Here is a 26,119-nt window from a genome sequence, read left to right as displayed (position 1 = left end):
GGTTAATAAGGCAGGCGGCTGAGAGGGCCCTGCAGGATGCCGTAGTCCCGGATGTACGCATTAAGCCCGGTCCCGGCCTCCGGTTCAAAGTTCCAGTCCCGCCACAGCATCCGGCCATTCGCATCGCGCAGGACCAGCCGAAAATGGCTTCCCTGGTCATCCTCGATGAAGATGTTTTGGTATGCCGCGGTGACGTACTCCGCCTGCTGGCGGGTAAAAGGTCCGGCCGGAAGCAGGCTCTGGCCCTTTTCTTTCTGCGCGGTCATGATGCGAGCTCCAGCATGTTTTCAGCCATGACCCAAAGGGCACGATTGAGCTTCACATCCCCATCGATGCCTTTCACTGCGCGGGTATGGGCCCGTTTGCCTTTGGTCGTTCTACCGGACAGACCGCCTTTAATCAGGTTTTCCTGAATGCGCTGGTACGTGGTCCACAGGTCATTGCTCTCATCCTGCCAGCGGCGTGGCGCAAGAATTTGTGACTCTGCGACCGGCTGATGCTCTTCCCCAAAACGGTAAGTCAGTGCCGCTTTCGCCATCGCCTGCTGAGCAGGTGGCGGTAGCATGAGTGAATTCATCGCATCGCGCTTCTCCTCCACCCGGTCAAATATCCCCAGCACTTCGTATGCCCCCTCAATGACTTTCTCCACCACGTTGCCTTTATGCGGCACACGTACTTCTCCAAAACTCTCCCCGCATATCAGCCCATTCTGACAAACAGCACGAAACAGTCCCGGCAGCATCTGATAGGAACTGGACCCATCATGACTGTTCAGCAGAATAATTTCCGGCACCTGCTTACCGGTGATTTGCCCTTCACGGCGCAGGCGCAGCATGTGTTTGGTGTGTTCACGTTTGCCGGGGTCCCGCACGCGGGTCTGACAGGCAAAGAAGGGCTGGAACCCTTCACGCTGCAGGTTTTCAAGCAGGGTGATGGTCGGAATATATGAATAACGTTCTGAGCGGGATTCATGCTTGTCTTCACTGAACACGCTCGGCACATAGTGCGCCAGCTCCTCGTGGGTGAGCGGGCGGTCACGGCGAACAAGGTTCACCGCGCCAAAACGGCTGGCTAATTTCATGGTTGTTTCCTTATCTGAAGGCACAAAAGAAAACGCCCCGCTCGAATGAGCAGGGCGCTGGGGGGGTACTGACTGGGTAAGGGTTAAGGATTATCGAGGATGAAGATGTTGCGCTTCCCATTCGCCCAGATAACGTTGAGCCGGGTCTTGCCACCAGCCTCTGTCACGGTGATGTGCTCTGCGGATGACAGTGCCGAATTATCGTCGTCAAAGACAATGCTGTTCAGCGCCGGGGTGGATGATTGCTTATCGATGTACCAGAAATCCGGCGTCTGATTCACCGCAGTCGCCGGGGCATCCGAAGACATCAGAAAGGTGTAGCGACTCATATCCCGGACCAGGTGATAATTCACGGATTTCTCCCGCGAGCCCGCCGGATACTCTGCCATCAGGTAGATGTCCTTGTGGTCCGGGCCACACCGTTGGCAGACCAGATATCCGGCCTCATCTGTAATCAGTCGGGACTCATTCCCGGCGGGTGCCGCAGATACTCCGACGCTCATTGCCAGACTGACCATTATCAACAGGGAGACAATTTTTTGGGTTGTTTGTTTTATTTTCATCATGGTTTCAGCTGTAAGTGAATACGCCTAGGTCAGTGAATATCCGGGCTTCAATAACATTGCAGGTAATACCCTTCTGCCAGAGCGTGTTGCCAAATCGCCAGGTCAGACTGTCAGCAAACTGCATCGTACGGGGCGTGAACGGGTCTTTATTGGGCCACCACCCCTCCATCTTCTGACCCTGAATGGTGGTCACGCCCTGCTTCAGCTGCGGGCATTTGCCCCGGTTTACATCGATATTTTTTATCTGAATCCGCTCCGTGCGGGCAGTCACAGTGACGTAGACACAGTCATTGCACTCCCAGCCACTTTTCTGGATATCGACTTTGATGACGTCATTTTCTGCGCTTACCGCAGATGAGACGAGGCCTGCCAGCAACGCCATTACGGCGGCGGCGGCAGAGAACATGTTCATATTGGCTCCTTGTGATGCGACAGGTGCGCTGTCGCGCTGACTCAGTGAATGTGTGCCCGGGGATTTTATAAGTGGGTTTTTCGCCTGGATAATGAAGATATCCGATCGGGTCGATCGAGAATTTCGATCGTGTATGAACGAAAAAACTTATCGAAATGTGGAATGCACGGAGAAAGTCAACCGAAGAAGAAGGACCAGACCGTGCGGGCGGCGCGGGCCACGGTATGCGTCACGGTCTGAAGGGCCGAGCGGGCAACCTGCGGTAGCGGGGCCAAATCAATGATGCGGTCAATCACCTCCACGACCGCCTCGCCAAAGCCGGTGCGGGCGCTGCTAATCACGACTTCAGTGCGATAGCCGGTTTGCAGGTGCGGCACCAGCGGGCTGCGGGTCTGCTTTGGGAGACGGGTAATCATGGCCTCCACCAGGCGCGACAGCCGGTAACGCCCCCTGACGGAGATGACCAGCAAATCACGCTCTGCAATTCCCAGTTGGCGGGCGACAGCCTGTTGTTTCTGAGCAATATGTTCAGCCTGCAGCACTGAGGGTTGCGCGGAAGACCAGTTCCATTGCTCTGCCGGTTCGGTTTTGTCCGCCTGATTCAGTACCCATATCAATGGAGGCTGCGGCCCGTTGTACCCGACAAAGACCGCCTGATAAAACTGCTCCTCTATCGTGAAGGCGCGGTCATCCGCCTTTAACACCCACAGCACCATATCAAGCTGTGGCATCAGTTCCCGGTAGAGTTCGCGGTACTCGTCATCACGTTGCAGACTTTCTCCCACGCCGGGCAGGTCAATCAGCGTCAAATAGTGAGAGCCAAAGCGCAGACGAACCCGTTGAGGCTCGCGGGTACAGGCTTCAACCGCGTTAACAGCACAGACTTCACTGCGAAACAGCGCGTTACAAAGCGACGATTTGCCGACGCCAGTTTTGCCCATGATGCCAATCACCGGTTCGCAGGTAACAAGCTGGTCCAGCTCATGGATTAAGGACTGGCGTAAAGAACGTGGATAGCGCCGCAGGTGACGGCGGATCAGGGCATAACCTGAAGGTTTTTTCATGGTAGATTCCAGATAGCAAAAAGGCCATCCGGGTGGATGGCCTGTTGAAGTGATACGGAAGGGAATTCAGTAAGATGATATATAACTGTAATTTTTTTAGTTTTTATCTTTTAGCTGCGAACAGCCCCATGCTCTCACACCGGAAATTGAGCGCATGCTCAATCTGAGTGAACCCAGGTAACTCAGGAACAATTTCGGATTATCCGAGCTAATTTTAAAATTAGCCGTACCGCCACAAAGGTCATCGAAAATGAATGATCCGCTCTGACACTCGACATTACCATCCAGTAGTGCATGATTACCCTTGCAAAAAACCTTGTTGCCCAATTCAAGATTATAGTTGAACACCACCGGGTAACCGTACCAGCCTTCTTTCAGGCTCGCCTTTTCAACCGAACGTATCCATAAATCGCGCAGGCATTCCGCAACTTTATCGGCGCCAGTACTCCCGGTTATGTAAAACAGCATATAAATATAGGGTCGGTTTACACGCTTTTCGTTGCACATTAGCCATGAATACCCGGTAACGCACTTCCCATATTTAAGCACCCGCATGTGGTTCAAAAACAGCTTCAGAGCAAGATGAACCTTCTTTGAATGCTCAGCACCTCTGTCGTCATGATAAGCAGTCTTCCCATCCAGCGGTGTTATCACAAAAGAGAATTTCAGGGCCTTGACCGAGCCGTCAGCAGAAAGATTCTGGAATAATGTCGTAAAGGATTTACCGATGCTTTTGGCCTGGCGAGCTGAGTAGTAGCTGTTCATTTTTAAAACATACAAGTTATGTAAATTAACATACATGTTATAGCTAAATCATTATAAGTCAATGCATTAACCCTTAGCAGCTTTTGCACAAAATTTATATAGCAAGGTGGCTATCGGCGGGGAGGTTCTCTACCTCCATTGGGGGCCTTAAACAACGATGGATTTACCTTTTCGGCGGGTTCATCAGCCTGAAGGGCGAGCGTTTAATTAAGGAATAAAATGATATTTCATAGAGAAGCACTTTCATAACTATTCCCCCTTCTCACCGGACCAACACCACGAGTTAAGTAACCAGTACTGTACTGAGATTACAATGCCGCTCACCTGCATCCCATTTCAAAACTGACGCCAATGTCCATTCCCATGACGATTACACTCACATGGAGAACCAGACATGTCATACCGCGACATTAACGATATCAATCTTAGTTATGTTCAGCACCCGACCCTGAACCGAAAGCTGCGACGTCATCAGGATCAATTATTTGAGCGTTATTCCAAGCTGCTGATGCTACGGGTGGACTTCTCGTATCTGCAGGACAGTGATTCCCATGGTGAGGGCGATATTCACTCTACAGTGGCCGATATCACCTTACTGATTCAACGTAGCCAAGATATTAAGGGGCTGGTGGGCTACGCATGGGTACTGGAGCATACCGAGCGACATGGTTTTCACATCCACGCGTCGTTTTACCTCAATGGTCAGAAACACCGCCGTGCATGGACCGTCTATGAAACGCTCAGGGATACCTGGAAATACGTGACATGGGGAGAAGGACATACACACCGGTGCGAGCCCAGGGAGGAGTACAGAGCACGGGGTGAATGGGTAACGCCCTACGACGACATTAAGGGCCGCAAGAGTATGCAGTACATCTTGAGCTATCTCAGCAAGCAGGAGCAGAAGACTATGGGCGTTATCTGCCAGTTAAGTGACATCCCTGCTCCACCGGCAGCGGGCAGACGGCGGAAGGTCAGTTAAAAAATACGCCAGTGCCTCATCGTTTGAAGGAGTCTGCGTTTCCCTGACCCGACTCCTTCTCCCATTCACTCAAGGAGAAAGACGATGACCACAGACTACAGCGTTCTTAACGACCAACTGGTGACGATGGCGTTTATCACCCGGCTCACAGGCCTGACGGATAAATGGTTTTATTTCCTTATAAAAAACGGCGAGTTCCCGAAACCCATTAAGCTGGGCAGAAGCTCTCGTTGGTTGCAAAGCGAAGTAGAAGCTTGGTTACAGCAGCGTATCGACCAATCCCGCCAATAACCTCTCCCTCCCAGATTTAACTCCGCCGATAGCCTGACTAGCATTACCCATTTAGGGGCGGCTTGCCCATGCGTGTCATCCGTCGGCCTAAAGCACGGCTCAAAGGAAAAACTCATGCGGATTTTAAAATGCTATTTGGCCAACAATGCCCGGAACAAATTTGTTAATGCAAAAGAGGCCTCTGACGAAACAGGAGGCCATTGGACCTGCGCCAGCTGCGGCTGCAGGCTTATCTTACATAAAGAGGATGAGAAAGAAGGCCCCTGGTTTGAACATATCCAGCACTCAATATCTCACCACGAACTGATGATGTGCGCCTGGGTCGACCCGCTGGAGAAAGAAGCTGCCCGCATCAGAAAACTACGGCAGGTCACTTATGCTATCGATACATCCAGCAAACCGCCTACTCACTGGCATTGCGTACTCTGTAGCGAGGATTACGTTGGCAATAAGCATTGTATAAATTGCCATTCTGGAATCTATAGCATTGAGCGAACTCCGGGCTAAGCGCTTCTAGGCCACGTTCCACCTTTCCCTTTTAACTTAGCCACACACCATATCGATCGGCACGAACGATCAATATCGAGAAACTGATCTATCAAAACGATTATCTTTCATGCGCCCTGCCTAGTTATCCTTATCATACATTGCTCGCAGAAAAGCCTTTAATTACGGTTAGTTATCTAGCTGAGGCTTGCTACGTCCATTTTCCATGTAACCCACAGAATGAGATCTCCAGGGCGCAGAAAGATGAAGAGATGTGCACGTTGCAACAAAAAAAGAGGTGTCCTTGAGCGATGGCTCTCACTCGATAAAGAATTTTGCGATGAGTGCTTATTTGATATCGACCAGGAAATCAGGGAAAGACGAATTATCCCGATCAGACGTCAGAACGACGGTAACGAAAGGAGGTCGTAATTCAGCATGAAAAATAAAATCGACGTTAGCATCATTATCCCTGTTTACAACGCCGCTGCGACCATTGGTTGTCTGGTTAATAAAATCCTTAGCGAAAACCACGTAGCTATTGAACTTATCGTTGTTGACGACGGTTCTACCGATGGTACCGGCAGCATTGTCCGACAAATCCACGATGACCGGCTCATTCTGATCGAGCAGGCCAATCAAGGTGTCTATGCTGCCCGAAATACTGCTCTAGCCTTGCACCAGGGAGAGTGGGTTATATTCCTTGATGCGGACGACGATATAGCAGATGGGTTCATTGAAAAAAGATGGCAAGCAGCTAGTGCATTGCAGGCCGACGTCATGATCTTTAATGGCTGGCATTCTGATGCTGACCACCACTATCGAAGAGCAGTCCACCGAAAGCAACCATATGGGGCGATTCTGTCAGGGCATGAGTGGATAAGACACTGTGTAACACGCCGTGAATGGCCACATTACCTGTGGCTGCAAATGGTCAGGTCATCCTATGTCAGGCAGCATTCACTGCGCTTCCAGCCTGGTAGGAGCCATAAAGACATTCTTTGGACGGTTCATCTTGCAGCGAGCAATGGCCGGTTCTGCGTGTTGGATGTTAAGGACTATATCTATATCAGTACTAAGACCTCTATCACACACCGACCGGATTACTATGATGTTCGTGCTATAAGCTATGTTGAAGTGATCGCGGAAATCATCGAGTTAGCGGAACAAAACAAAAAAATAAAGGTATTTTTGTACCGGCATGCGCTGGTGGAGGCTCGTCACTTTTTGGGGCTTTACCGCAATCGCGTTGGGGATAAATCGGGCATGAAGGACTACTTCAAAGCGAACATATTCGCAGCCCATTTATTCAGAGGTATCAGCAGTTTTAGCGATGTGTTTTTCTTTATTAAGCTGCTGGGCAAGCTATTCTGATAAGTTGTGCGTTGCTACACGACACCTGCGCACAGCGTAATTTCACGCTTTCTGACTAAATTGTTCAGGCCTTTACTTAGGTGCGAACACAACTCCCCGTACTTTCCTCTTCCAACTCAAAATCATCGCACCTTGCTGACCCAAGAAGGGAGCATGCCCTGCATTAGTATCCGCACAGCTCATACTCTATTGATACCAACAGCGCTTCAGCACAACAAAGTAACTTGATAATCGCGACTTAAGGTGAAGATGCCAAAAACTCGTTTGAGAGCAATCAATTCAATGACATGTCAAAACTGTACTTTCCATTGAAAATCTTACTCATGGCACTTGGCTGCAAACTCATGCTTGGTAAGATAGATCATAAAACAGCTCATTGGCTACCTTGTAAGAAATGTGGCATCAAAGGAAAAACTACGATGGATCTTGTTGATAGTATTGAAGCAGGCAAGCTGACGATCAGTGAATTGATTGATGTCCTGGCGAAAGATAAAAATTACTCAGCTTCCAAGTGGGATCAGCGATACCGTGAATTTACGACCTTGCTACAACAAACCTCAACTTTTTCTGCGCCTGAAACGGATGATTTAGTCAAGAGGCTCTGGTATGAACGCGATAACGGTATTGCCAGTATTCGTCAGGGCGTTCCATCATTAGCAGAATATCAGCAAAGCCTCCCATTGCTTAGAGAACTCACCGAACGGATTCGTCAGCAACCGAATGAAGCAACCTACCAATACGTAGGCAATGCGCTACAGCAGGCTAAAGAGACCGGACAGCTTAAGCGCATGTATTGGAGTTTAAGAAATCGTGTCTTTGCCGCGTTCTCGCCAGATAACTTCACCAGTACTGTGGATGAGAATGCTTTTAATAAAGCAGCAGAATTCCTAAATCAACACTTCCATCTCGGTTTGGTACTGACCGGAAATTGGTTACAGAAAAACTATGATTTGAAACAAGCCATACACGCCAAATCTCCTAACAAAGATCCTTATTACGTGAATATGGCCATCTGGCATCTCTATGAATTGCTCCGTGAACGCGATAATGAACAAAAGCAGGAGAAAGTAGCTAGCACGACATCCATAACCAGCAGTGAGCCCGTCGAGAACAAGACCATTCCACATTCACCAACTAACGTGATCTTCTTTGGCCCCCCAGGCACTGGCAAGACCTTCACGTTGCAGCAAAAAATGAAAGAGTACACTTCTCATGCAGTTCCTGCTGATCGTGATGCCTGGCTGGATTCTCGCCTTGAATCGTTGAACTGGATGCAGGTTATAACGCTGGTGCTGCTCGATCTTGGGAAACGAGCCAAAGTTCGCCAAATTATTGAACATATGTGGTTTCAACGTAAGGCATTATTAAACGGTCGTAATGGCAACCTATCGAATACTGCCTGGGCGGCTTTGCAAGCCTATACAGTTCCCGAGTCGTTAACCGTTGATTATAAGAATCGGCGTGAGCCTGCCGTATTTAACAAAACAGATAACAGCGAGTGGTTGATAGTTGATTCACAGCTCGAGCAAGTGGAGGATTTGGTAGAACTCTACGCCGAACTTAAACGTGGTCCAAAATCTGCCGAAGCCATTCAACGATTTTCGGTTGTTACGTTCCACCAATCATACGGCTACGAAGAATTTATTGAGGGTATCCGCGCTCGCTCTGACGAAAGTGGCAACATCTCTTACCCTATTGAGCCGGGTATCTTTATGCGGCTGTGTCAGCGTGCCAATGCCGATCCAGCACATCGCTACGCCATTTTCATTGATGAGATCAATCGCGGAAACATATCCAAGATCTTTGGTGAACTAATCTCACTCATTGAAGTAGACAAGCGTACGGGTATGTCCAATGCAATGAGCCTGCAACTGTCTTATAGCGGTGATCACTTCAGCGTACCCGCCAATGTCGACATCATCGGAGCCATGAATACCGCAGACCGTTCTTTAGCTCTGATGGACACGGCTTTACGCCGCCGCTTTGACTTTGTCGAAATGATGCCAGATCTCTCTTTACTGAGTGGAGCTAAGGTGAAAGGCATAGAGCTCGAGCCGTTGTTAGAGAAACTCAATAGCCGCATAGAAGCGCTTTACGATCGTGAGCATACTCTGGGACATGCGTTCTTTATGCCAGTAAAAAATGCACTCGATGCCGGTGATGAAGAAGCTGCGTTTAAACAATTGAAGATCGCATTCCAGAAAAAGATCATTCCGCTTTTACAGGAATACTTTTTCGATGACTGGAACAAGATCAGGTTGGTGCTGGCTGACAACCAAAAGCAAGACGACAGCCTGCAATTCGTGATTGAGAAAACAGACGATTTCGATACGCTTTTTGGTAATAACCATGGTTTACAACGCCATAAGCAGCAATCGACAGCTTACGAGCTCGAAGATTTCGATCAAGAGATCTGGAATATGCCACAGGCTTATCGTTCAATTTATCAGCCCCAGCAGGCCCCCCCTCGATGAGCAGGCTGTAAATCATGGGTGAAGTTATCTCAGTTTTTGAATATGACCTGCTAGGGAGTGGAAAAGCGGCTTCCGTTGGCGTGAAGCTGGTGCCTCAACATGTCTTCAATTATTTAGAAGCACTTAGCCTGGCAAGCATTCAAGGAAGCCAGTTTCTCAAACTCACCTCTCGCTCAGGCTTCAAATTGCTTCAGGTGCAAAACTACGCGGGGATGCTTTCAACACCTCACGGTTTCCAGCTTGAGATACTGCCCAAGGTTGGTAAAAACCTCACAGCTGCGAATGCACGTGCAACATTGCTGACAATGCTAAGCCATCTGCCTGGGTTTCGACATATTCAAACCCAACAGGCCACTCTTCAGGCTCAGCGTATGCCTTTGCTTGAGATTTTTATCAGTCAGTTCTTGCTTAGCGTCAGCCAATTGCTTAAACAAGGTTTACGCTCCGACTATGTGAGTGAGCAAGGTAATCTGGCTTTTATGAAGGGCAAGCTGATGCTTTCTGCACAGCTGAGACATAACTCGGTGAATCGCCATAAGTTTTGTGTCAATTATGATGACTATATGCCTGATTGTGCAGCCAATCGTCTCTTACACTCCGCACTGGATAAGTTACTTAGTCTGCAGCTGTCATCAGAGAATCAACGCTGGCTTTACGAACTGCGCTTTGCGTTTGACGGTATTCCACTTAGCCGGGATATTGACGGTGATATAAACAGCTTACGCCTCGATCGTGGTATGTCTCATTACAACGAGCCAATGGCGTGGGCGCAATTGATCCTGAGAGGAATGAGCCCAAGTGCCTTGCAGGGAAATACTAATGCGATATCGCTCTTGTTCCCTATGGAAGCGGTGTTTGAGTCTTTTGTTGCACAAACCCTCCCCCACGAGCTTCCCCCTCACTTTAAAGTTCAACCACAGGTTTCCACTTATTCTCTTGTGAAACATGGATTTCACGACTGCTTTAAGCTTCGCCCAGACTTGTTAATTCAATCACGCCTACCAGTTCAAACCAAAATGGTGATGGATACGAAATGGAAGCTGGTGAATGGCAGCAAGCACACAAAATCACTATATGGGCTGGCACAAGCTGACTTCTATCAAATGTTTGCCTACGGCCAAAAATATCTTGATGGGAGTGGCGAAATGTATCTGATTTACCCTGCGCATGATGACTTTAGCCAACCGATACCGCAGCACTTTGCTTTTTCTAACACCTTAAAATTATGGGTTGTGCCATACCAAATAACAGGAAAGCCCGGGGAGAGGATGATGTGGGTAAGTGATATACCTAGCGTATAGGTACCTTTCCAACTGTTTTAACCATTGGGGTTGGACACTTTTAAAATGACTCTAAAGTACCTATAAAATCAGAGTCAGTTCAGCTTGAGGTGGCAATCAGTTACACATGAAACGTCATGCCAAACCTCAATCTGATAAATCAGCTATGAAGATACTTCTTAAAGTTTTCCGCCTGCTCCAGAACGCTCCTGTAGACTTCATCATTGGCAACCGGAGGGAAGCCATAGCGGTGTAGCAGCAGGATAAGGTCTACCTTGAGTTTGGCCTTAATGTCATCGCGGTTGCTCCAGTCGGGGTACTGGGCACTGTCATCGACAATCACCTTCATATCCTTGGCTAATTCCAACATCTTATCTTTGTCATAGGTGAAATCGTACTTCTCGCACATATGCGCGAGGATATCGAGAAAGGCCTTCTCTTCCATGTCGATGCCGATATCAGCAAACGACATCATCTCGGACTTAATATCGTAGATCATGTCGGCCATCTGCTGAGTGAACGTGTCGAACTCTTCACCGTTTAGCACGTCGTTCTCTTTGCGCTGGTTGTACTGTTCAACCAATGCCTGGAAACGCTTGGAGAAATTAATGCCTTGCAGCTGGTTCACCTTTTGAAAATCGCTGATGGCTTTTGCCAACATTTTTTGCAGTAGTTGCATCCGGGTGTTGGGCAACTTGATCTTGCCGATACGAGCCATGTACTCGTCATCAAATATGTCGATAGTCTCGGCTTTATCTTCGCCTAAGGTGAAGATTTCTTCTACCCCTTCAGCCTTGAGCGCCTCGGCAATCATCTCACGCACTTTCTGATTCATCTGCGCGGTGTCTGGCGCATCGCCCTTAGTAAGCTTGTAGACGATAGAGCGTACGGCCAGATAGAAATGAATTCGCTCACGCTCGTCCTGAGTGATCTCTTCACTACCCACGCAAACGTCATAGGCGGCTTTCAGGCGTTTCACCAATCCCATAAAGCGCAGCTCAATCTTCTTGGTCTGCAAAGCAAACTCGGCGGCCCGGTTAAGGCATTCCAGCTGTAGCGCCGGTGTGCCAGAGAAGTAACCGCGGCTATCGAAATTATGAAACACCTGAGCAAGCAGGTGTAGGTGATTACGCACCTCAATCAGCGACTGTTGGATATCTTCAAAGTTGGATTTATCAGCCTTCGAGTACATCGCTAACGCCATATTCATTCGACTTTTGATGCCAATGTAATCGACTACCAAGCCCTTCTCTTTGCCCTCAAAGCGGCGGTTTACCCGCGAGATAGTTTGGATCAAATTGTGCTTTTGCAGCGGCTTATCGATGTAAATGGTATCAAGTTCGGGCACGTCAAAACCGGTTAGCCACATGTCCACCACGATGGCAATTTTGAAGTTGGACTTAGGGTTCTTGAACTGTTTGTCTAGCTCACGGCGGTACTCCTTAGTACCGAGCAAGTTATACATGGCCTCATCATCATCTTGGCCTCGGGTCATGACCATGTTGACCAGAGGAAGACTCATCAATTCTTTCTTCTCTTGCTCGGTAAGAGTGGCACCATCGATAGCCTGTTTCGCCTCGAACCAATCGGGGCGCTGTAGCTTCAGACTCTTATAGAAATCGTAGGCAATCTCGCGGCTGGCACAGACAAACATCGCCTTGCCTTTAATAGTCGAACCTTCCGTCACCCGTTTTTCGTAATGCTGGGCGAAATCCTTAGCTAATGCCTCGATGCGATCCGGATCGCCCAAGATAGAATTCATATTGGCCGTGGTTTTCTTGCTCTCTTCAATCTGGTGTTCACTGGCACCCAGTTTTTCGCATTCTTGATAATACTGCTCGATCTCTTCCAGCTTACTGTTATCAAGCACCACTTTGGCAGCTCGCCCTTCGTAGACAATCCGCACCGTGATTTCATCGTTAACCGACTCGGTCATAGTGTAGCTATCGATGGTAGGGCCAAATACATCCAGAGTGGCGTCAATAGGGGTGCCGGTAAAGCCAACATAGGTAGCGTTAGGCAGCGAGTCGTGTAGATACTTAGCAAAGCCGTAGGTCTTTTTTACCGTTCCGGTTTCAGCATCGATGCTGATCTTTAGGTCGAGGTTTATCTGGCTTCGGTGGGCTTCGTCAGAAATACAGATGATATTGCTGCGACTGGAGAGCAGTTGAATATCTTCAGTAAACTTGTGGATGGTGGTCAGGAAAACCCCGCCGCTAGCGCATCCGGCAAGCTTGTCTCGCAGATCCTGACGGCTGGTGACCGGTTCAATCACTGCATCGCCGATAAAAGCGGTGGCATTACAGAATTGCTTCGCGAGCTGTTCATCAAGATCGGTGCGGTCGGTAATTAGAACAATGGTCGGACTGGCAAAATCGACGCTCTTCATCAACAACCGGGCAAGGAACTGCATAGTATAGCTCTTGCCGCAACCAGTAGCACCAAAGTAGGTTCCCCCTTTACCAGTGCCACCGATATTATCGCCGTTGGCCGCTATCTGCTTGCGCTCTTTTTTAATGTTGTAGTAAAGCTTGCGGGCGGCGTAATACTGCGGGTAGCGACAGCAGATCTTCACTTCCTGTTTGCTGGTGTCTGGGAAGAAAACGAAGTTCTTCAACACATCCAGCAAACGGGCCGGATGAAATAGCCCTTGGATCAGAGTGTAAAGACCATTGATACCATCTTGCTCGGTGGACTCGTTACCGTTCACCTTGCGCCAGGCGTAGTAGAACTCGTAAGGTGCAAACAGGTTTCCCAGCTTATTGTTCACCCCGTCACTGAGAATACACAGCGCGTTATAGACAAACAGCTTAGGTATATCGCGCTTATAGCGTACACAAAGTTGGCGCCAAGCGTCATAGGTGGTGGCTTCTTCTTCACGTACCGCCGATTTAAACTCGAAGACTACCAGCGGCAGGCCGTTCACATACAAGATGCCATCGGGGATACGCAGTTGCAGTCCGCCGTCACGTGTCTGGCCTTCTATCTCCAGTTGATTAACCAATCGGTAGATATTATTGCCCACCTCGGCTATCTCTTTGCCATGCCCTGTAAATAAGCTGGCTAACTGCTCTGACAGGGTGCTGGTATCCATCAGCTCGATATAGAGGTCTTTCTTATTACGGTCTTCACGTTTCAGCAAAAAACCATTGCTGAGCAAGCGGCAGAAGGTTTTATTGCTCTGGTAGAGATCGCTGGCAGGCAGAGCCTGCAGCTGATGCAGGATGTGAGAAATCTCCTCTTCAGTGATCCCCTCAGCCTGATATTGGATGGCCAGATACTGACGCAGGTCGTCCGTAATCAGCACCTCACTTTTCTCTTTGCGCGGCACATTGCTACCAGCAAAATGAGGATAGCAGGGTTGGCCTTCCGCATTCGAGTGCTGTCCCAGTAGGGAAATAATAGCCTGTTCCAGCTTTGATTCTGTGAAGTGCAAGGGACTAGTCATCTTCATCCTCCGATTCTTCTGTTGAGGTAAATTGAAGTAACATCTCCCTATAAGTGGCGGGATCTTGCTCGAATAGCATTTGGCTTGCGAGGTATTCTATAGCTATTTTCTCGGATAAACGCATTGAAAAACTATCAAACTGACCATCAAGCCAATCATTAAAATCAGGATAATCTTCATAGCGAATACGATAATGATTCTCAGGCTCAAGTGTTTCACGATGTTTTTTATAAAGAAATGCTGCCAGGCCATCAACTGAAGAAGCTATAAATTCCACATCGCTCATGCGCAGAGCGCTTTGGTGATAACCATCACTTCCATGGGAGGCTGCCCCGTACCTATTACGAAGCTCATTAGTTACATTGACTATCATACCTGCAAGCCGAGAAATCTTATCAGCAATGCCCGCATCGTCACTGAATGACAACTGATCCTTTACGTCCTTGAAAAGTGGAAAAAACTCTTTACGTAAGTCTGGTTCTTCCAATCGGTCTGAAATTATGGTTTTAAAAATTGACTCAAGGAAAGCCTTTGACAGGTCGATCGACAGAGCAGAATCTTGAGCTTGGATAGCTGCCTCTAATCTCTCTTTCTGCTCAATAAGATGAATAGCAGAATCTGTCTCCGCTATCGCTTTTGTACTCAGGCTGAGGCGAAATGCATTTTGTGTCATGAATTAACCTCGAATTCACCATTGATTAACCTTGGCAATAAATAATCTCGGAGGTCTTCTAACGTGCTGCATTCTTCAGAATTTTTAGTTATTTTGGATAAGTAAGAACCGACTATCGTCGAGAAAAAATTTACAACATCAATGCTTGGAATGACTAGTTGTATACCACGAAACGTCTTTTTACTAATCTCTGCAAAAGTGGTACCTCCGGACATGCTTTTAATTATGTCCATGTTTGAATCAAGCCAATACAACGTAAACTCCGGCGACAGGCATTTCGTTTCAGTTATTGCGATATAGCCCTGATTTATTGCTGTAGGAATTTTGGTCAAAGCCAGGTAGCCGACAGGTGCACGAGAAGACATTAGCACCGTTTCCGGAGGTAATAATCCTGATGAGATTTTCTGCAATCCTGCTGAAGTGATTTTACGCTCAGTTGTTAGCAAAATTTTATCACTACCACCTGAGAGGTCTTTGGGAGAAGTCCAATGGAAATCGCCACCCTCCCAAAATTCAGGGTTGGCAGTGCTTGGCGTAGAGCCACCTTTCACAGTAAATACGTCACCTGCTGTATTTACTTTCCATGTTAGTGGCACCCAACCTCTCAGACCAAGGGAAGGCTCAGAGCATAATTCAAAAGCTGCTGGGAATTGCTGACGTAAAGCATCAGGGAGTGGTATGTAATCATCACTTGCTCGTAGTTTTCTGCGGGTCTCAGCACGGTGCAGCAACTCTTCGGGTAACTCTGCATTCTGCTCAAAGAAGCCCGCATCAAGTGCGTTATCAATTACAGGATCAAAGTCAACAAACCACGATTTAAATAAGGTCTGAGCCATTATTTCCAGGGTCAGATTGATTTGTCGATTAAGAAGGACCTTGTTATCAAGATTTCTTAATTTTTGAGCAATCTTTTTCTGACAATCAACATTTTCTGGAATTTTTACTTTTGCTTTATGGATATGATTACGATTTATGCCAGGTACAGCTGCCTTATCCGTATAATCAGAATAGGAGAGTGTCTTAAGAAGATAATAAATAAATAAAGGGTCATTACCTTTGAAGTCACGCACATACAACGTAGTATTTAGAGGCCAAAAATCGTTATCTAAATAGAATACTTCACCAATAGTGCCATATCGTCCTGTTACTACCCCTGGGGCAGTAACCTTACTCTCATTGTGAAAACCAGATACACCAGATGAGGATACCACTGGTGTTCTACCTTCAAACCTAGCTGTCTTAGGTAGGTCATAGCCACGCTTAAGCTCAAGTACATCTCCAAGCTCACACTCTATCCACTTACTTCCCATACCCCAGCACCTCCATACTACCCCGGATTGCCTGATCCAGCTCCTTAGCTTCATCCAACTGTCGATAAAGAGTTTGTGCCAACTCCTGCATCTTGATTTCGAATGCGATACCATCATCTTTCACATCAGCGGCTCCGACATAACGTCCGGGAGTGAGGACAAAGTCGTTGGCCTTAATTTCATCAAGGGTCGCAACCTTGCAGAAACCAGCTTGATCCTGATATGTCTCGACACCAATCTCTTTTGCATCAATACGGCGCTCGAGTTCGCTCTCGCTACTACGCCAGGCATGGAAGGTATCGGCTATAGTAGCGATATCCTCTTTGGTCAGCTCTTTTTGGGTACGGCTTACCATAGTGCCAAGATTGCGGGCATCGATAAACAAGGTCTCACCGCGACGATCGCGGTAACCATATTGAGGATTTGCTTGTTTATTTTTGCTAATAAACCACAGGCAAACTGGGATCTGGGTGGTGAAGAAAAGCTGCCCCGGCAAGGCAATCATGCATTCGATACGGTCATCTTCAATCAGCTTTTGGCGAATCTCTCCCTCACCGCCAGTATTCGAACTCATGGAGCCATTTGCCAGCACAAAGCCCGCAGTACCGTCTTCACTCAACTTGGATAGCATATGCAGGATCCAGGCATAGTTAGCGTTGCCGGTAGGCGGAGTGCGAAAACCGGCAAAACGTGGATCGTTGGTTAACTCCGCCTCGTTGCGCCAGTCCTTCAGGTTAAAGGGTGGATTGGCCATTATGAAATCGGCCTTGAGATCTGGGTGCTGATCGGCAAAGAAGGTATCGGCTGGACGCTCTCCTAAATTGCCGGAGAGACCGCGCACAGCAAGGTTCATCTTGGCCAGCTTGTAGGTGGTGCTGGTCAGCTCCTGACCGTAAATGGCGATGTCCTTGCTCTTACCCTGATGACTTTCAACAAACTTTAGAGATTGCACAAACATGCCGCCTGATCCACAGCAAGGGTCATAGATCTTACCCTGATAGGGTTCAAGCATTTCAGCAAGAAGAGTCACCACTGCTTTTGGGGTATAAAACTCTCCACCACCTTTCCCTTCGCTGGCGGCAAACTTGCCAAGGAAATACTCGTAGACGCGGCCCACGAGGTCCTCTTCGGTCAGATCGCATTCGCTGGCGAGCGTATCAATGTTCTCAATACTATCAATGAGAGAAGCGAGCCTCTTCACCTCCAATCCCTGACGGGAGAAGTAGTTATCAGGCAGAGCTCCTGTCAGCGACGCGTTGCACTTCTCTATGGTTGAAAGAGCCGTATCTATGATCACCGCAATATCATCTTGCTTCGCGCGGGCTTTGACATAAGACCAACGTGCCTCTTGTGGCAGGAAAAAGACATTATCCTGCTGGTAAAAGACATCCATATCGACAAAGGCTTCCTGTCCGTTATCAATTAACTGCTTACGCTTGGCTTCGAATTTGTCACTGATAAATTTCAGGAATACCAAGCTCAACACTACGTGCTTGTACTCGGAGGATTCCACGCTGCCACGCAGTTGATTGGCAGTATCCCAAAGAGTCTCTTCGAAGCCTTTGCTAGCTTTCTTGGTTGGTAATTTGGCCATGTAATGCATTCTCTTTTTCTTATGAAAAACAATCTAAGTCCATCGCCTTAATGGCCAGGACTGACAAGTGGAAACCCCATAATAGTTAGTCTTTAAGCGGGCATCCGACACTGTATGCAAAGTCACATTGACCAAGATTATCTCATAAATTCAGCCTGATTTAATTGCACTTTGCCAAAACGGGTACAAGTTTGATGCAACTACCGTAGAGCAAGGAAGCAGACGAAGCTCAACCAGAGTTTTCATAAACAAAAAATGGCAGTTTTCCCAAAGCCGGGCATGAAACGTTCTTGCCACAAGGTTGTGGAACTAAACAGCATCTATCCACTTCATCTAAATTAGATTCAATCGTAACTAAGCGGCTTCAATGTGTGACCTCCATCACGCCAATATTGACAACCATGAAGCAAGTCAAATAAATCCAAGATGAACATATTGTCCGAAGTGCTTAATCTGCTACTAATACTCTCTCAACGGTTAAGAAAATTTTTCTGGTCCCAAGAATGTTAAAGTTTAGAATTTTGGATTAGATAGATTGTTGGGGTAACTGCTATGCAGGAGGCTATCAACTTTTAGGGCTACACGGAGTGCGTTCGTTAGCCACATCTAGTAAGGGGAGACCATGGAAACGTTCCACAATCCAGATCGGTTTATGTCTGATCTGCGACAGGTACTATCACAGGGTAGGAAGCGTATTGGAATTCTTGTTGGCGCAGGAGCGCCACTCGCAATCCGCGTAAATGATAAGAATGAAATTGACCCAAACGGAAAATCGCTTATTCCAGGCGTAGAGGCATTGACGCTGCAGGCAACCTCTGGGCTAACAGAGATTCAAACGAAAGCGGTCGAAGCAATAAAAGCAAGTTTGGGAAGTACCGCTAATATTGAGTCAGTGCTATCACGTATCCGTTTATTAGAACAAGCGTTGGGGAACACGAAAGTAGAGGGGCTAGACTCAGAAGAGTATAAGCAACTTGGCAAAGATATCTGTAAAAAAATTTCTGAAATTGTCGGGGTATATTTACCTAAAGAACGTAACGCATATTCTGATTTAATCGCATGGATTACTGGTACCGTTCGTTCTAATTCTGTAGAAATATTCACCACGAACTATGATTTTCTTTTCGAAGAAGCATTTGAAAGAGTTAGATCTCCTTATTTTGACGGATTTTCTGGAGGGAGTAAGCCTTTCTTTGACCCAGTCTCAGTAGCAGGCGACGACTTACCAGCTCGATGGGCAAAACTGTGGAAAATGCATGGTTCCCTAGGTTGGGCCTTGGAAGATGGTGCTGTTATCCGAGGGCATGGGAGAGAAGCCGCCGAATTAGTTTATCCAGATCATTTAAAATATGACCTAACTCAAAAACAACCTTATTCGGCTCTCTTTGAGAGACTTAAAAGGTTTTTACTTACACCCGACTCTTTGTTGCTCACGGTTGGATTTTCATTTAGGGATGCACATATTTGCGCAGTTCTTGATGAAAGTTTGGCTATGAACGCCAATACCGCAGTATTGGCGTTTCAATATCAAGATCTTGCAAAGGAAGAACCTGCTGTAAAATTAGCAAGTGACAGGCCTAACTTGAGCGTCTATGCAGCAGATGGTGCCGTCATTGGAGGAGTTCCAGGAAAATGGCGTCCAGGGGAGTTACCTAAAAACTGGGGAAGTATTCGTGAAAGTTTCTGGGCAGCGCGATGGCCGAAAGGACCAAATCAATTTCTATTAGGGGACTTTGCAGCTTTTGCTCGCTTCTGTGCATTAGCTCAAGCTAATGACTTGATCGCACAATCTTTGAAAAGAGATGAACCAGATAGATCTGATGATGAAACTCAGGGTAGCGGCATAATTGAGGTTCAGCTAAAGGAAGGCCAAAAATGAGCGGTAATGATCCGACATATTTAGGTGTCGTTAGTGCTGTTTCTGGTGCCACCCTCACGATAAAACTTGCTGAGTCCTTAGACTCTGGTTTTGCCGTCATTAAAGGGCATACATATAGAGTTGGCCAAGTTGGCAGTTTTGTTAGAATTCCTCAAGGCTATCAGGATCTATTTGGTATTGTTTCTGAGGTCGGGGCCACAGCTGCACCCTCACAAACTGATATTTCTGAAATTGACTCAGGTAGATGGATGACAGTCCAGCTTGCCGGTGAAACTGTCGGTGGTCAATTCGAAAGAGGCTTAAGCCAGCATCCTAATATAAATGACTCAGTACACTTGGTTACTGAAGCTGATCTAAGAAGAATTTACGGTTCAATCGGTGACGACCAAGTGAGCATAGGGCATCTTGCGAGCGCGGAAAACATTGACGTACGTCTTTCCTTAGATGCTCTTGTAACGCGCCATTCAGCAATACTAGGGTCAACTGGGGCTGGTAAATCCACAACTGTTGCTAGCCTCCTGAGATCAATTATTCGGAAAGATGAAATTCAGGGATCACCTGGCGCTCGTATCCTTATGCTCGACATCCATGGTGAATACACCAAAGCTTTGGAAGATGTATCGACTGTCTTCAGTGCAACCCCTAATCAAGATCAAAAACCGTTATTTGTTCCATATTGGGCTTTAGAGGCTGGTGAACTTTTAGATTTCATAACAGGAGGGCTTTCTGAAGCTCACGAAATTGCCTTTACAGATAAAATTGTGGAGTTAAAAGACAAGGGTATTAAATTAAATCCAAAGTCAGGTATTGATTCCAGAACTCTTACTGTAGATAGCCCCGTGCCGTTTAGCTTAAAACAACTTTGGTATGAATTAGTTGATTTTGAAACAACCACCTATATCGGTGCAAATCGTGATGAACCTGCACTTGAAGAATCCGGGGATGCAGATGCCTTGGTCGCGCCAAAGTATCAACCTCATGCTATGGGCGCCAAAGGACCATTCACCAACACAGCAGCTAGAGGTATTCGAAGACCATTAAATTTACTTCGTTCCCGCCTACTAGATCGCCGCTATGATTTTCTTCTTCATCCTGGCGATTGGGAGCCAGACCTTACGGGAACAGTTAAAACAGATCTCGACAAATTGTTAGAAGGTTGGCTCGGCCATGATAAGCAAATCACAATATTGGATTTGTCCGGGGTCCCCAGTGGAGTTTTGACTCGACTTATCGGTTCTATATTACGTATTGTTTATGAAGCACTTTTTTGGAGTCGAGAAAAATCAGAGGGAGGTGTAGAGCGTCCTCTTTTAGTAGTGATGGAAGAGGCTCATCGTTATCTAGGACCTGATGCTGGAACAGTCGCTTCTGAAGTGGTAAAACGCATAGCAAAAGAAGGCCGTAAATATGGTGTAGGTGCTATGATTGTGTCCCAGCGACCAGCAGAAATAGATGAGACCGTTTTATCTCAATGTGGCACGATCATCGCGCTTCGGTTATCAAATCCCGTAGATCGTGCGCGCGTGAAAGGAACTTTGCCGGACAACTTAGCTGGGCTGATGGACCTTTTACCCGTGTTGAGAACTGGTGAAGCCATAATCACTGGGGAAGCTGCTCGACTCCCTGTCCGCTGTCGCATTACCTTGCCCTGCCAAAAGCACTTACCCCGTAGTAACGATCCCAAGGTCACCCAAGCCTGGGCGAGTAGGCGTTCAGCCGAAGGCTATGACCGCGTGGTTGCCTCCTGGCGTAGTCAGCAGACTAACGCAGTTGTCCAAAAACTTGAAATCACCCGTTCACCAATCGAAGATGAACCTGAGGAGAGCTAAATATGCACCGCGACGCCGTATCATCATCAAACATTATGTCTGCTGGTTATGATTCCGCCAGTGAAACCATGGAAATCGAATTTAAGGATGGGGCTGTTTACCAATACTATAATGTTAATGAGCATCTTTACGAGCAATTCAAATCAGCCCCTTCTAAGGGACAATTTTTTAATATGTATATAAAGCATGCAGTTCCATTCTCGAGAGTTTGATCTATTTAATCGGGTTGTTTCACATACAACCCGATCTCTATCAGTATTGTTGTTATATGATTAGGATATCTCATTCTCTATACACTTATCCTAATAAATGTAATATTTTAATCAGATCCTTTGTAAGAAAACCTTTTTGATAGAGCACCCTCCCTTTGGAGTTATTTCAACTCAATTTAAGTATTGAATGGAACTTCACTATCATCGATGAATATAGTTCCATGCAAAAAGGTATTTCTTTCATATGTGTTTGTTAGAGGAAATGAGGCACAATGACTATGGCTCTGGACATACAGATCGGATTGCCATTGCTTACGTATCTCTGCATCCTTGATATTTTTTCCCTCTAAAACATCTGATGTATATAAATCTGCGAGATTCTTTGGTATAGCATGTTCGGTTCCAATTCTAGAACGAATATTTGCACTACCAATCTCTATTATCAGACCGGTAATACCACTGTTCAAAAGGCGGTTAAGAATTTTCATGCGTGATCTTGATGCAAAATCTGAATGCTTGATCAAAACGTTATATTCGGGTTTAAAATAGTTTATTAATCCCGCCTCAGCTAAAGAAACTATATCAGCACGTGTCAATTTAACATTACTTAGTCTGTTGAAATGTAGAGAATCTTCTGCTATTGAAGAAAGCGGCTCTACATTCATATTGCCACCATTGCTTATAATGGTTCGTCCATGCTCAAACCGATAAAGTAGCAGCAATACTTCGGATGCTGGAAAATGAGTACTCATTTCTGCAAGAATACGTTGTAGAGTTGAATGAGCTCGCAATCTGTCAACAGCAGTACGCGTCCCCTTCCGCCCAATACCTTGGCCAACATACATAACCTTTAAATCAGTATCGGTGGGAAGCAAATTTGAACGGGCTTCAGCGATCAAGTTACTAACAGATACAATCTGTTTGATATTGTCAGTTATTACAACAAGTTTGGTTCCGTTTAAATCAACTGCAATATCAATGATCCGATCTTCTTCTGGCACCATTTCTTTAGAGATGTAATACTCAAACGGTACCTCAGTGAATCCAGTCACTCTGTTAACAAGAAATGAGCCAGTAACAGTTCTACCATTCAGTGAAAAGTATTCTGGCTTTATAAATATCCTTTCACGGCAAGTAATAAGATAAATATTACAGCCCTCTAATGCCTTCAGATAGGCAGGGTTGCGATTGACTTGGTAAAGATCAGCAGTAGTCAGTAAGGCAGGTTCGCTTGAATACAGATGCGTTGCGCCTTCCATAGTGTATAAACGTGTTACATCGGAGTAGTCATTCATTATACCATCCTAAGATGTTGATCATTAGTCTGTTAAGTATTCATTTTCACATAATACAGCTTTATTGTATCAACCTAAATGTTTAGGCATTTTCTCATGGATACTCAAAAATACATATTTGAAATTTATATTCTCAAATATCCACACCCTTGCCATACGGTACTGTCCAATGGGTACTTAGAAACATTTAGATCTTGAAATACTTCCCAAAATCGAACGGGTTTACCCCCCTATCCCGATTCGCATCCAGATAATCCGCCCACCACTGCAGCATTAGCCTGCGTTCACTCAAGTGCTCCGCCTTATGGATATAAGCCGCACGCACAGAACTACGCTCCTGATGGCTCATCTGCCGCTCCACTGCATCCCTCGACCACAATCCTGATTCAATTAATGAACTACAAGCCATGGTTCTGAAACCATGACCGCATACTTCCACTTTCGTATCGTAGCCCATGACTCGTAGTGATTTGTTAACTGTGTTTTCACTCATCGGTTTACGAGGATCATGATCACCAACGAAAATCAATTCGCGGTTTCCACTCATGCTTTTGATCTTTTCCAGAATGGCGAGAGCTTGTCGCGACAAGGGAACAAGATGCGGGGTCTTCATCTTAGAGCCGCGCTGAGAGTGTTTGACACCTTCCAGCGGTTCACGCTCGCCCGGAATCGTCCACATAGCAGTTTGGAAATCCACTTCTGACCAGCGAGCAAAGCGTAGCTCGCTTGAACGGATGAAAACCAACAAGGTGAGTTCAACAGCTAACCGGGTTAACGGCCTACCGGAGTAGTGATCAATTCGATGAAGTAATTCGGGAATGCGGTTAAGTTCTAATGCCGCACGATGCTGTCTTTTAGCCGTAGCAACCGCACCGGCAATTTCTTGCGCAGGGTTGTAGTCGATTAACCCACTCTGCACAGCAAAGCGCATAATCGCGGTAGTTCTTTGTTGCAAACGAGCCGCAACTTCGAGACGCCCGGATGACTCCACCGCTTTGATGGGTACAAGCAAATCCCGTGTCTTCAACTCAGCAATGTTCCGCTTACCGATAGCAGCGAAGAGATTATCTTCCAGGCTTTTCAATACACGAGCACTGTGCGACGCCGACCATTTCTGGTTGCTGGCATGCCAGTCTCTGGCAACCACTTCAAACGTTATTGCCTCTTGCTCCTGCTCTACCTTAACGGCTTTCTTGTTCTCACTGGGATCGACGCCATTAGCTAACAGCTTACGGGCTTCGTCCCGGCGTGCCCGAGCATCCGCCAACGACACTTCAGGGTATTTCCCCAGCGCCAGCATTTTCTCTTTACCACCGAAGCGATAACGTAGCCGCCAGTATTTGGAGCCGTTGGGGTGAACCAGCAAAACCATGCCATCACCGTCAGTCAGTTTGTAGGCTTTTGCTTCAGGCTTTGCCGAACGAACCTTCACATCACTCAGAGCCATGATAAGTATCCTTTCAAGGGTTCTGTGTGGGTACAAACATTATCGAACCGGGATATACCCGCAGTTGTACCCGCATCAGTAAGTTGATGTAGATTGAATCAGGTTGACTTAGGTTGAGTGAAAAAGCGAGGAAAGCCTTGCGGATACTGAATTTCAGGCACAAAAAAAGACGTCCGTTGACGTCTATTGATGTTCCGATGGTGCCGAAGGCCGGAATCGAACCGGCACATCTTTCGATGGTTGATTTTGAATCAACTGCGTCTACCGATTTCGCCACTTCGGCACTGAAAGTAGTATGCGGAAAACGTGGGCATTATACCCAGCCCAGCCGGTCACGCAATAGTTATCCCGTGTTGTACGGTTTAAGTGTTGAAAAAACAGACACGAACCGCAATCCGGAGGGGTTTTGCTGACAAAAAACTTCGATTTGTCTTCGTTTTTCCGATGCCGTTTATCAAACTTCGCATTAGTATACAAATCACGAATAGATTATGCCCTGTTGATGGATACCAGCTTGTTGAAAAAACTCTCACTTTCGCTCCTCGCGCTGGCCCTCGCCAGTACGCCTTTATGGAGCCACGCGCAGGCCAATGCGCGTCTGGCGTCGCAGGTCGTGGATGACCATGCAGAACACATCTTTTACGGCAGCGGCGCAATGGGAATGGCGCTGGTAGTCGTTGATAATAATCAGCAGGTTTTCCGCAGTTTCGGGGAAACAAAACCGGGTTCCGATATCCGTCCGCGTGAAGACTCCGTGGTACGTATCGCGTCGCTGACCAAACTCATTACCAGCGAAGTGCTGGTGAAAATGGCGCAGCAAGGCAAAGTCAGCATTAACGATCCGCTACGTAAATACGCTCCGGCCGGTGCCCGCGTGCCCTCTTACAGCGGCACTAATCCGATTACGCTGCTGAATCTGGCCACGCACACCAGCGGACTGCCACGCGAGCAGCCGGGCGGTGTCGCGCATCGTGCCGTGTTCACCTGGCCGACGAAAAGCGATCGCTGGACCTGGCTGAGTGTCGCGAAACTCACTGTGCCGCCGGGTGCCCGCGCGTCTTACTCCAATCTGGCGTTTGACCTGCTTTCTGATGCGTTATCGAAAGCGGCTAATCAGCCTTACACGCAGTTGCTGCGTGATCAGATTACTCAGCCACTGGGCATGATCGATACAACGCTGACGCCAAACGCCAGCCAGTGTTCGCGCCTGATGGAAGGTCTGCGTCCAAGTCCTTGCATTAACACCATTGCAGCCGCGGGCAGCGGTGGGATTTATTCCACGCCAGCCGATATGGGCCGCTGGATGCGTCAGTTCCTCGGGCAGCGCACCACCACGGCTGAAATGGCGCAAAAGATGTATTACAAGCGTACCGATCTGGTCTCGCTGAAAGGGATGGATGTTCCGGGCATGGCGGATTCACTGGGAATGGGCTGGGTAACGATGGCTCCGACGCCGTTGCTGCCGCGCATCATTCAGAAAACCGGCGGCGGTGGCGGCTTTATCACGTATGTTGCAATGGTACCCCAACGCGGTGTCGGCGTGTTCGTGGTGGTCACCCGCAGTGAACTGACCAAGTTTAAGAATATGAGTGATGGTGTGAACGATCTGGTGGCGGATCTGGTGCGTAATAACGAGATTTAACGCCCGGCTCACAAT

Annotated in this window: 21 protein-coding genes, 1 tRNA gene and 1 pseudogene; 10 read left to right on the top strand and 13 right to left on the bottom strand. The window is 47.3% G+C overall.

All coding sequences use genetic code 11. From position 1 onward, the window contains the following. Positions 1-2 precede the first annotated feature (2 nt). From GW579_RS20395 to GW579_RS20370, 6 genes are all read right to left on the bottom strand, one after another. A complete protein-coding gene (locus tag GW579_RS20395; RefSeq protein ID WP_165061425.1) occupies positions 3-266 on the bottom strand; it encodes a DUF905 domain-containing protein in 264 nt (87 codons plus the stop codon). Next, entirely contained in the window at positions 263-1,081 is an 819-nt protein-coding gene (locus tag GW579_RS20390; protein WP_165061422.1) for a DUF932 domain-containing protein, read from the bottom strand. The genes GW579_RS20395 and GW579_RS20390 overlap by 4 nt, the downstream gene beginning before the upstream one ends. An 83-nt stretch (positions 1,082-1,164) precedes the next feature. Then, positions 1,165-1,647: a hypothetical protein gene (locus GW579_RS20385; protein ID WP_235937441.1), complete on the bottom strand. Its 483-nt coding sequence runs from the start codon at positions 1,645-1,647 to the stop codon at positions 1,165-1,167. Positions 1,648-1,651: 4 nt separating this feature from the next. Further along, positions 1,652-2,059, bottom strand: a complete 408-nt coding sequence (locus tag GW579_RS20380) for a hypothetical protein (protein WP_019106751.1) — start codon at positions 2,057-2,059, stop codon at positions 1,652-1,654. Positions 2,060-2,235: 176 nt separating this feature from the next. Then, a complete protein-coding gene (locus tag GW579_RS20375; protein WP_165061419.1) occupies positions 2,236-3,123 on the bottom strand; it encodes a GTPase family protein in 888 nt (295 codons plus the stop codon). Between the two features lie 96 nt (positions 3,124-3,219). Continuing rightward, the gene (locus GW579_RS20370; RefSeq protein ID WP_235937440.1) at positions 3,220-3,888 is read right to left on the bottom strand and encodes a hypothetical protein; all 669 of its coding nucleotides are present in this window, start codon (positions 3,886-3,888) and stop codon (positions 3,220-3,222) included. A gap of 394 nt (positions 3,889-4,282) precedes the next feature. Between GW579_RS20370 and GW579_RS20365 the strand changes: the two genes are divergently transcribed. The 6 genes and pseudogenes from GW579_RS20365 to GW579_RS20340 all read left to right on the top strand — a co-directional run bounded on the left by GW579_RS20365 (position 4,283) and on the right by GW579_RS20340 (position 10,796). Further along, positions 4,283-4,870, top strand: coding sequence for a YagK/YfjJ domain-containing protein (locus GW579_RS20365; protein WP_165061416.1), 588 nt, complete (start codon positions 4,283-4,285; stop codon positions 4,868-4,870). 84 nt (positions 4,871-4,954) lie between these two features. Then, complete coding sequence (locus GW579_RS20360) at positions 4,955-5,161, top strand: helix-turn-helix transcriptional regulator (protein ID WP_019106747.1); 207 nt, start codon at positions 4,955-4,957, stop codon at positions 5,159-5,161. A gap of 114 nt (positions 5,162-5,275) precedes the next feature. Continuing rightward, positions 5,276-5,668, top strand: a complete 393-nt coding sequence (locus tag GW579_RS20355) for a putative zinc ribbon protein (protein ID WP_019106746.1) — start codon at positions 5,276-5,278, stop codon at positions 5,666-5,668. 417 nt (positions 5,669-6,085) lie between these two features. After that, positions 6,086-7,021, top strand: a complete 936-nt coding sequence (locus GW579_RS20350) for a glycosyltransferase (RefSeq protein ID WP_165061413.1) — start codon at positions 6,086-6,088, stop codon at positions 7,019-7,021. A gap of 419 nt (positions 7,022-7,440) precedes the next feature. Continuing rightward, positions 7,441-9,517 (top strand): annotated as a pseudogene (locus tag GW579_RS20345) (McrB family protein). Beyond that, on the top strand, positions 9,510-10,796 hold the full coding sequence (locus GW579_RS20340) for an McrC family protein (RefSeq protein ID WP_165061407.1): 1,287 nt from the start codon (positions 9,510-9,512) through the stop codon (positions 10,794-10,796). Before GW579_RS20345 ends, GW579_RS20340 begins: the two are co-directional and overlap by 8 nt. A gap of 139 nt (positions 10,797-10,935) precedes the next feature. Here GW579_RS20340 and GW579_RS20335 read toward each other — a convergent pair whose 3' ends face one another. The 4 genes from GW579_RS20335 to GW579_RS20320 are packed head-to-tail and all read right to left on the bottom strand — an operon-like array spanning position 10,936 to position 17,800. Next, a complete protein-coding gene (locus GW579_RS20335) occupies positions 10,936-14,223 on the bottom strand; it encodes a type I restriction endonuclease subunit R (RefSeq protein ID WP_163354328.1) in 3,288 nt (1,095 codons plus the stop codon). After that, a complete protein-coding gene (locus tag GW579_RS20330; RefSeq protein WP_163354326.1) occupies positions 14,216-14,896 on the bottom strand; it encodes an abortive infection family protein in 681 nt (226 codons plus the stop codon). Before GW579_RS20330 ends, GW579_RS20335 begins: the two co-directional genes overlap by 8 nt. Next, entirely contained in the window at positions 14,893-16,206 is a 1,314-nt protein-coding gene (locus GW579_RS20325) for a restriction endonuclease subunit S (protein ID WP_163354324.1), read from the bottom strand. The genes GW579_RS20330 and GW579_RS20325 overlap by 4 nt, the downstream gene beginning before the upstream one ends. Continuing rightward, complete coding sequence (locus GW579_RS20320; RefSeq protein ID WP_163354322.1) at positions 16,196-17,800, bottom strand: class I SAM-dependent DNA methyltransferase; 1,605 nt, start codon at positions 17,798-17,800, stop codon at positions 16,196-16,198. Before GW579_RS20320 ends, GW579_RS20325 begins: the two co-directional genes overlap by 11 nt. 622 nt (positions 17,801-18,422) lie before the next feature. On the opposite strand from GW579_RS20320, the gene GW579_RS20315 reads away from it, so the two are divergent. The 3 genes from GW579_RS20315 to GW579_RS20305 are packed head-to-tail and all read left to right on the top strand — an operon-like array spanning position 18,423 to position 21,720. Further along, positions 18,423-19,679, top strand: coding sequence for an SIR2 family protein (locus GW579_RS20315; RefSeq protein ID WP_163354321.1), 1,257 nt, complete (start codon positions 18,423-18,425; stop codon positions 19,677-19,679). Then, entirely contained in the window at positions 19,676-21,508 is a 1,833-nt protein-coding gene (locus tag GW579_RS20310; protein WP_165061404.1) for an ATP-binding protein, read from the top strand. Before GW579_RS20315 ends, GW579_RS20310 begins: the two co-directional genes overlap by 4 nt. Before the next feature lie 2 nt (positions 21,509-21,510). Next, entirely contained in the window at positions 21,511-21,720 is a 210-nt protein-coding gene (locus GW579_RS20305) for a KTSC domain-containing protein (RefSeq protein WP_020885377.1), read from the top strand. A 176-nt stretch (positions 21,721-21,896) separates the two neighbouring features. Here the strand turns inward: GW579_RS20305 and GW579_RS20300 are convergent, their stop codons facing one another. From GW579_RS20300 to GW579_RS20290, 3 genes are all read right to left on the bottom strand, one after another. Then, positions 21,897-23,015: a hypothetical protein gene (locus GW579_RS20300; RefSeq protein ID WP_163354317.1), complete on the bottom strand. Its 1,119-nt coding sequence runs from the start codon at positions 23,013-23,015 to the stop codon at positions 21,897-21,899. A 187-nt stretch (positions 23,016-23,202) separates the two neighbouring features. Beyond that, positions 23,203-24,462 carry a tyrosine-type recombinase/integrase gene (locus tag GW579_RS20295; RefSeq protein ID WP_163354315.1) on the bottom strand — a complete coding sequence of 420 codons (1,260 nt, stop codon included), beginning with the start codon at positions 24,460-24,462 and terminating at the stop codon, positions 23,203-23,205. 198 nt (positions 24,463-24,660) lie between these two features. Further along, a tRNA-Leu gene (locus GW579_RS20290) sits at positions 24,661-24,745 on the bottom strand. A 219-nt stretch (positions 24,746-24,964) separates the two neighbouring features. Between GW579_RS20290 and ampH the strand changes: the two genes are divergently transcribed. After that, positions 24,965-26,104 (top strand): D-alanyl-D-alanine-carboxypeptidase/endopeptidase AmpH, encoded by a 1,140-nt coding sequence (ampH, locus tag GW579_RS20285; RefSeq protein ID WP_152327278.1) that lies wholly within the window; start codon positions 24,965-24,967, stop codon positions 26,102-26,104. The last annotated feature ends 15 nt before the right edge of the window (positions 26,105-26,119 follow it).

Source organism: Rahnella contaminans, assembly GCF_011065485.1.
GTDB classification, from domain to species: domain Bacteria; phylum Pseudomonadota; class Gammaproteobacteria; order Enterobacterales; family Enterobacteriaceae; genus Rahnella; species Rahnella contaminans.
This window is presented reverse-complemented; position numbering and strand designations above follow the sequence as displayed.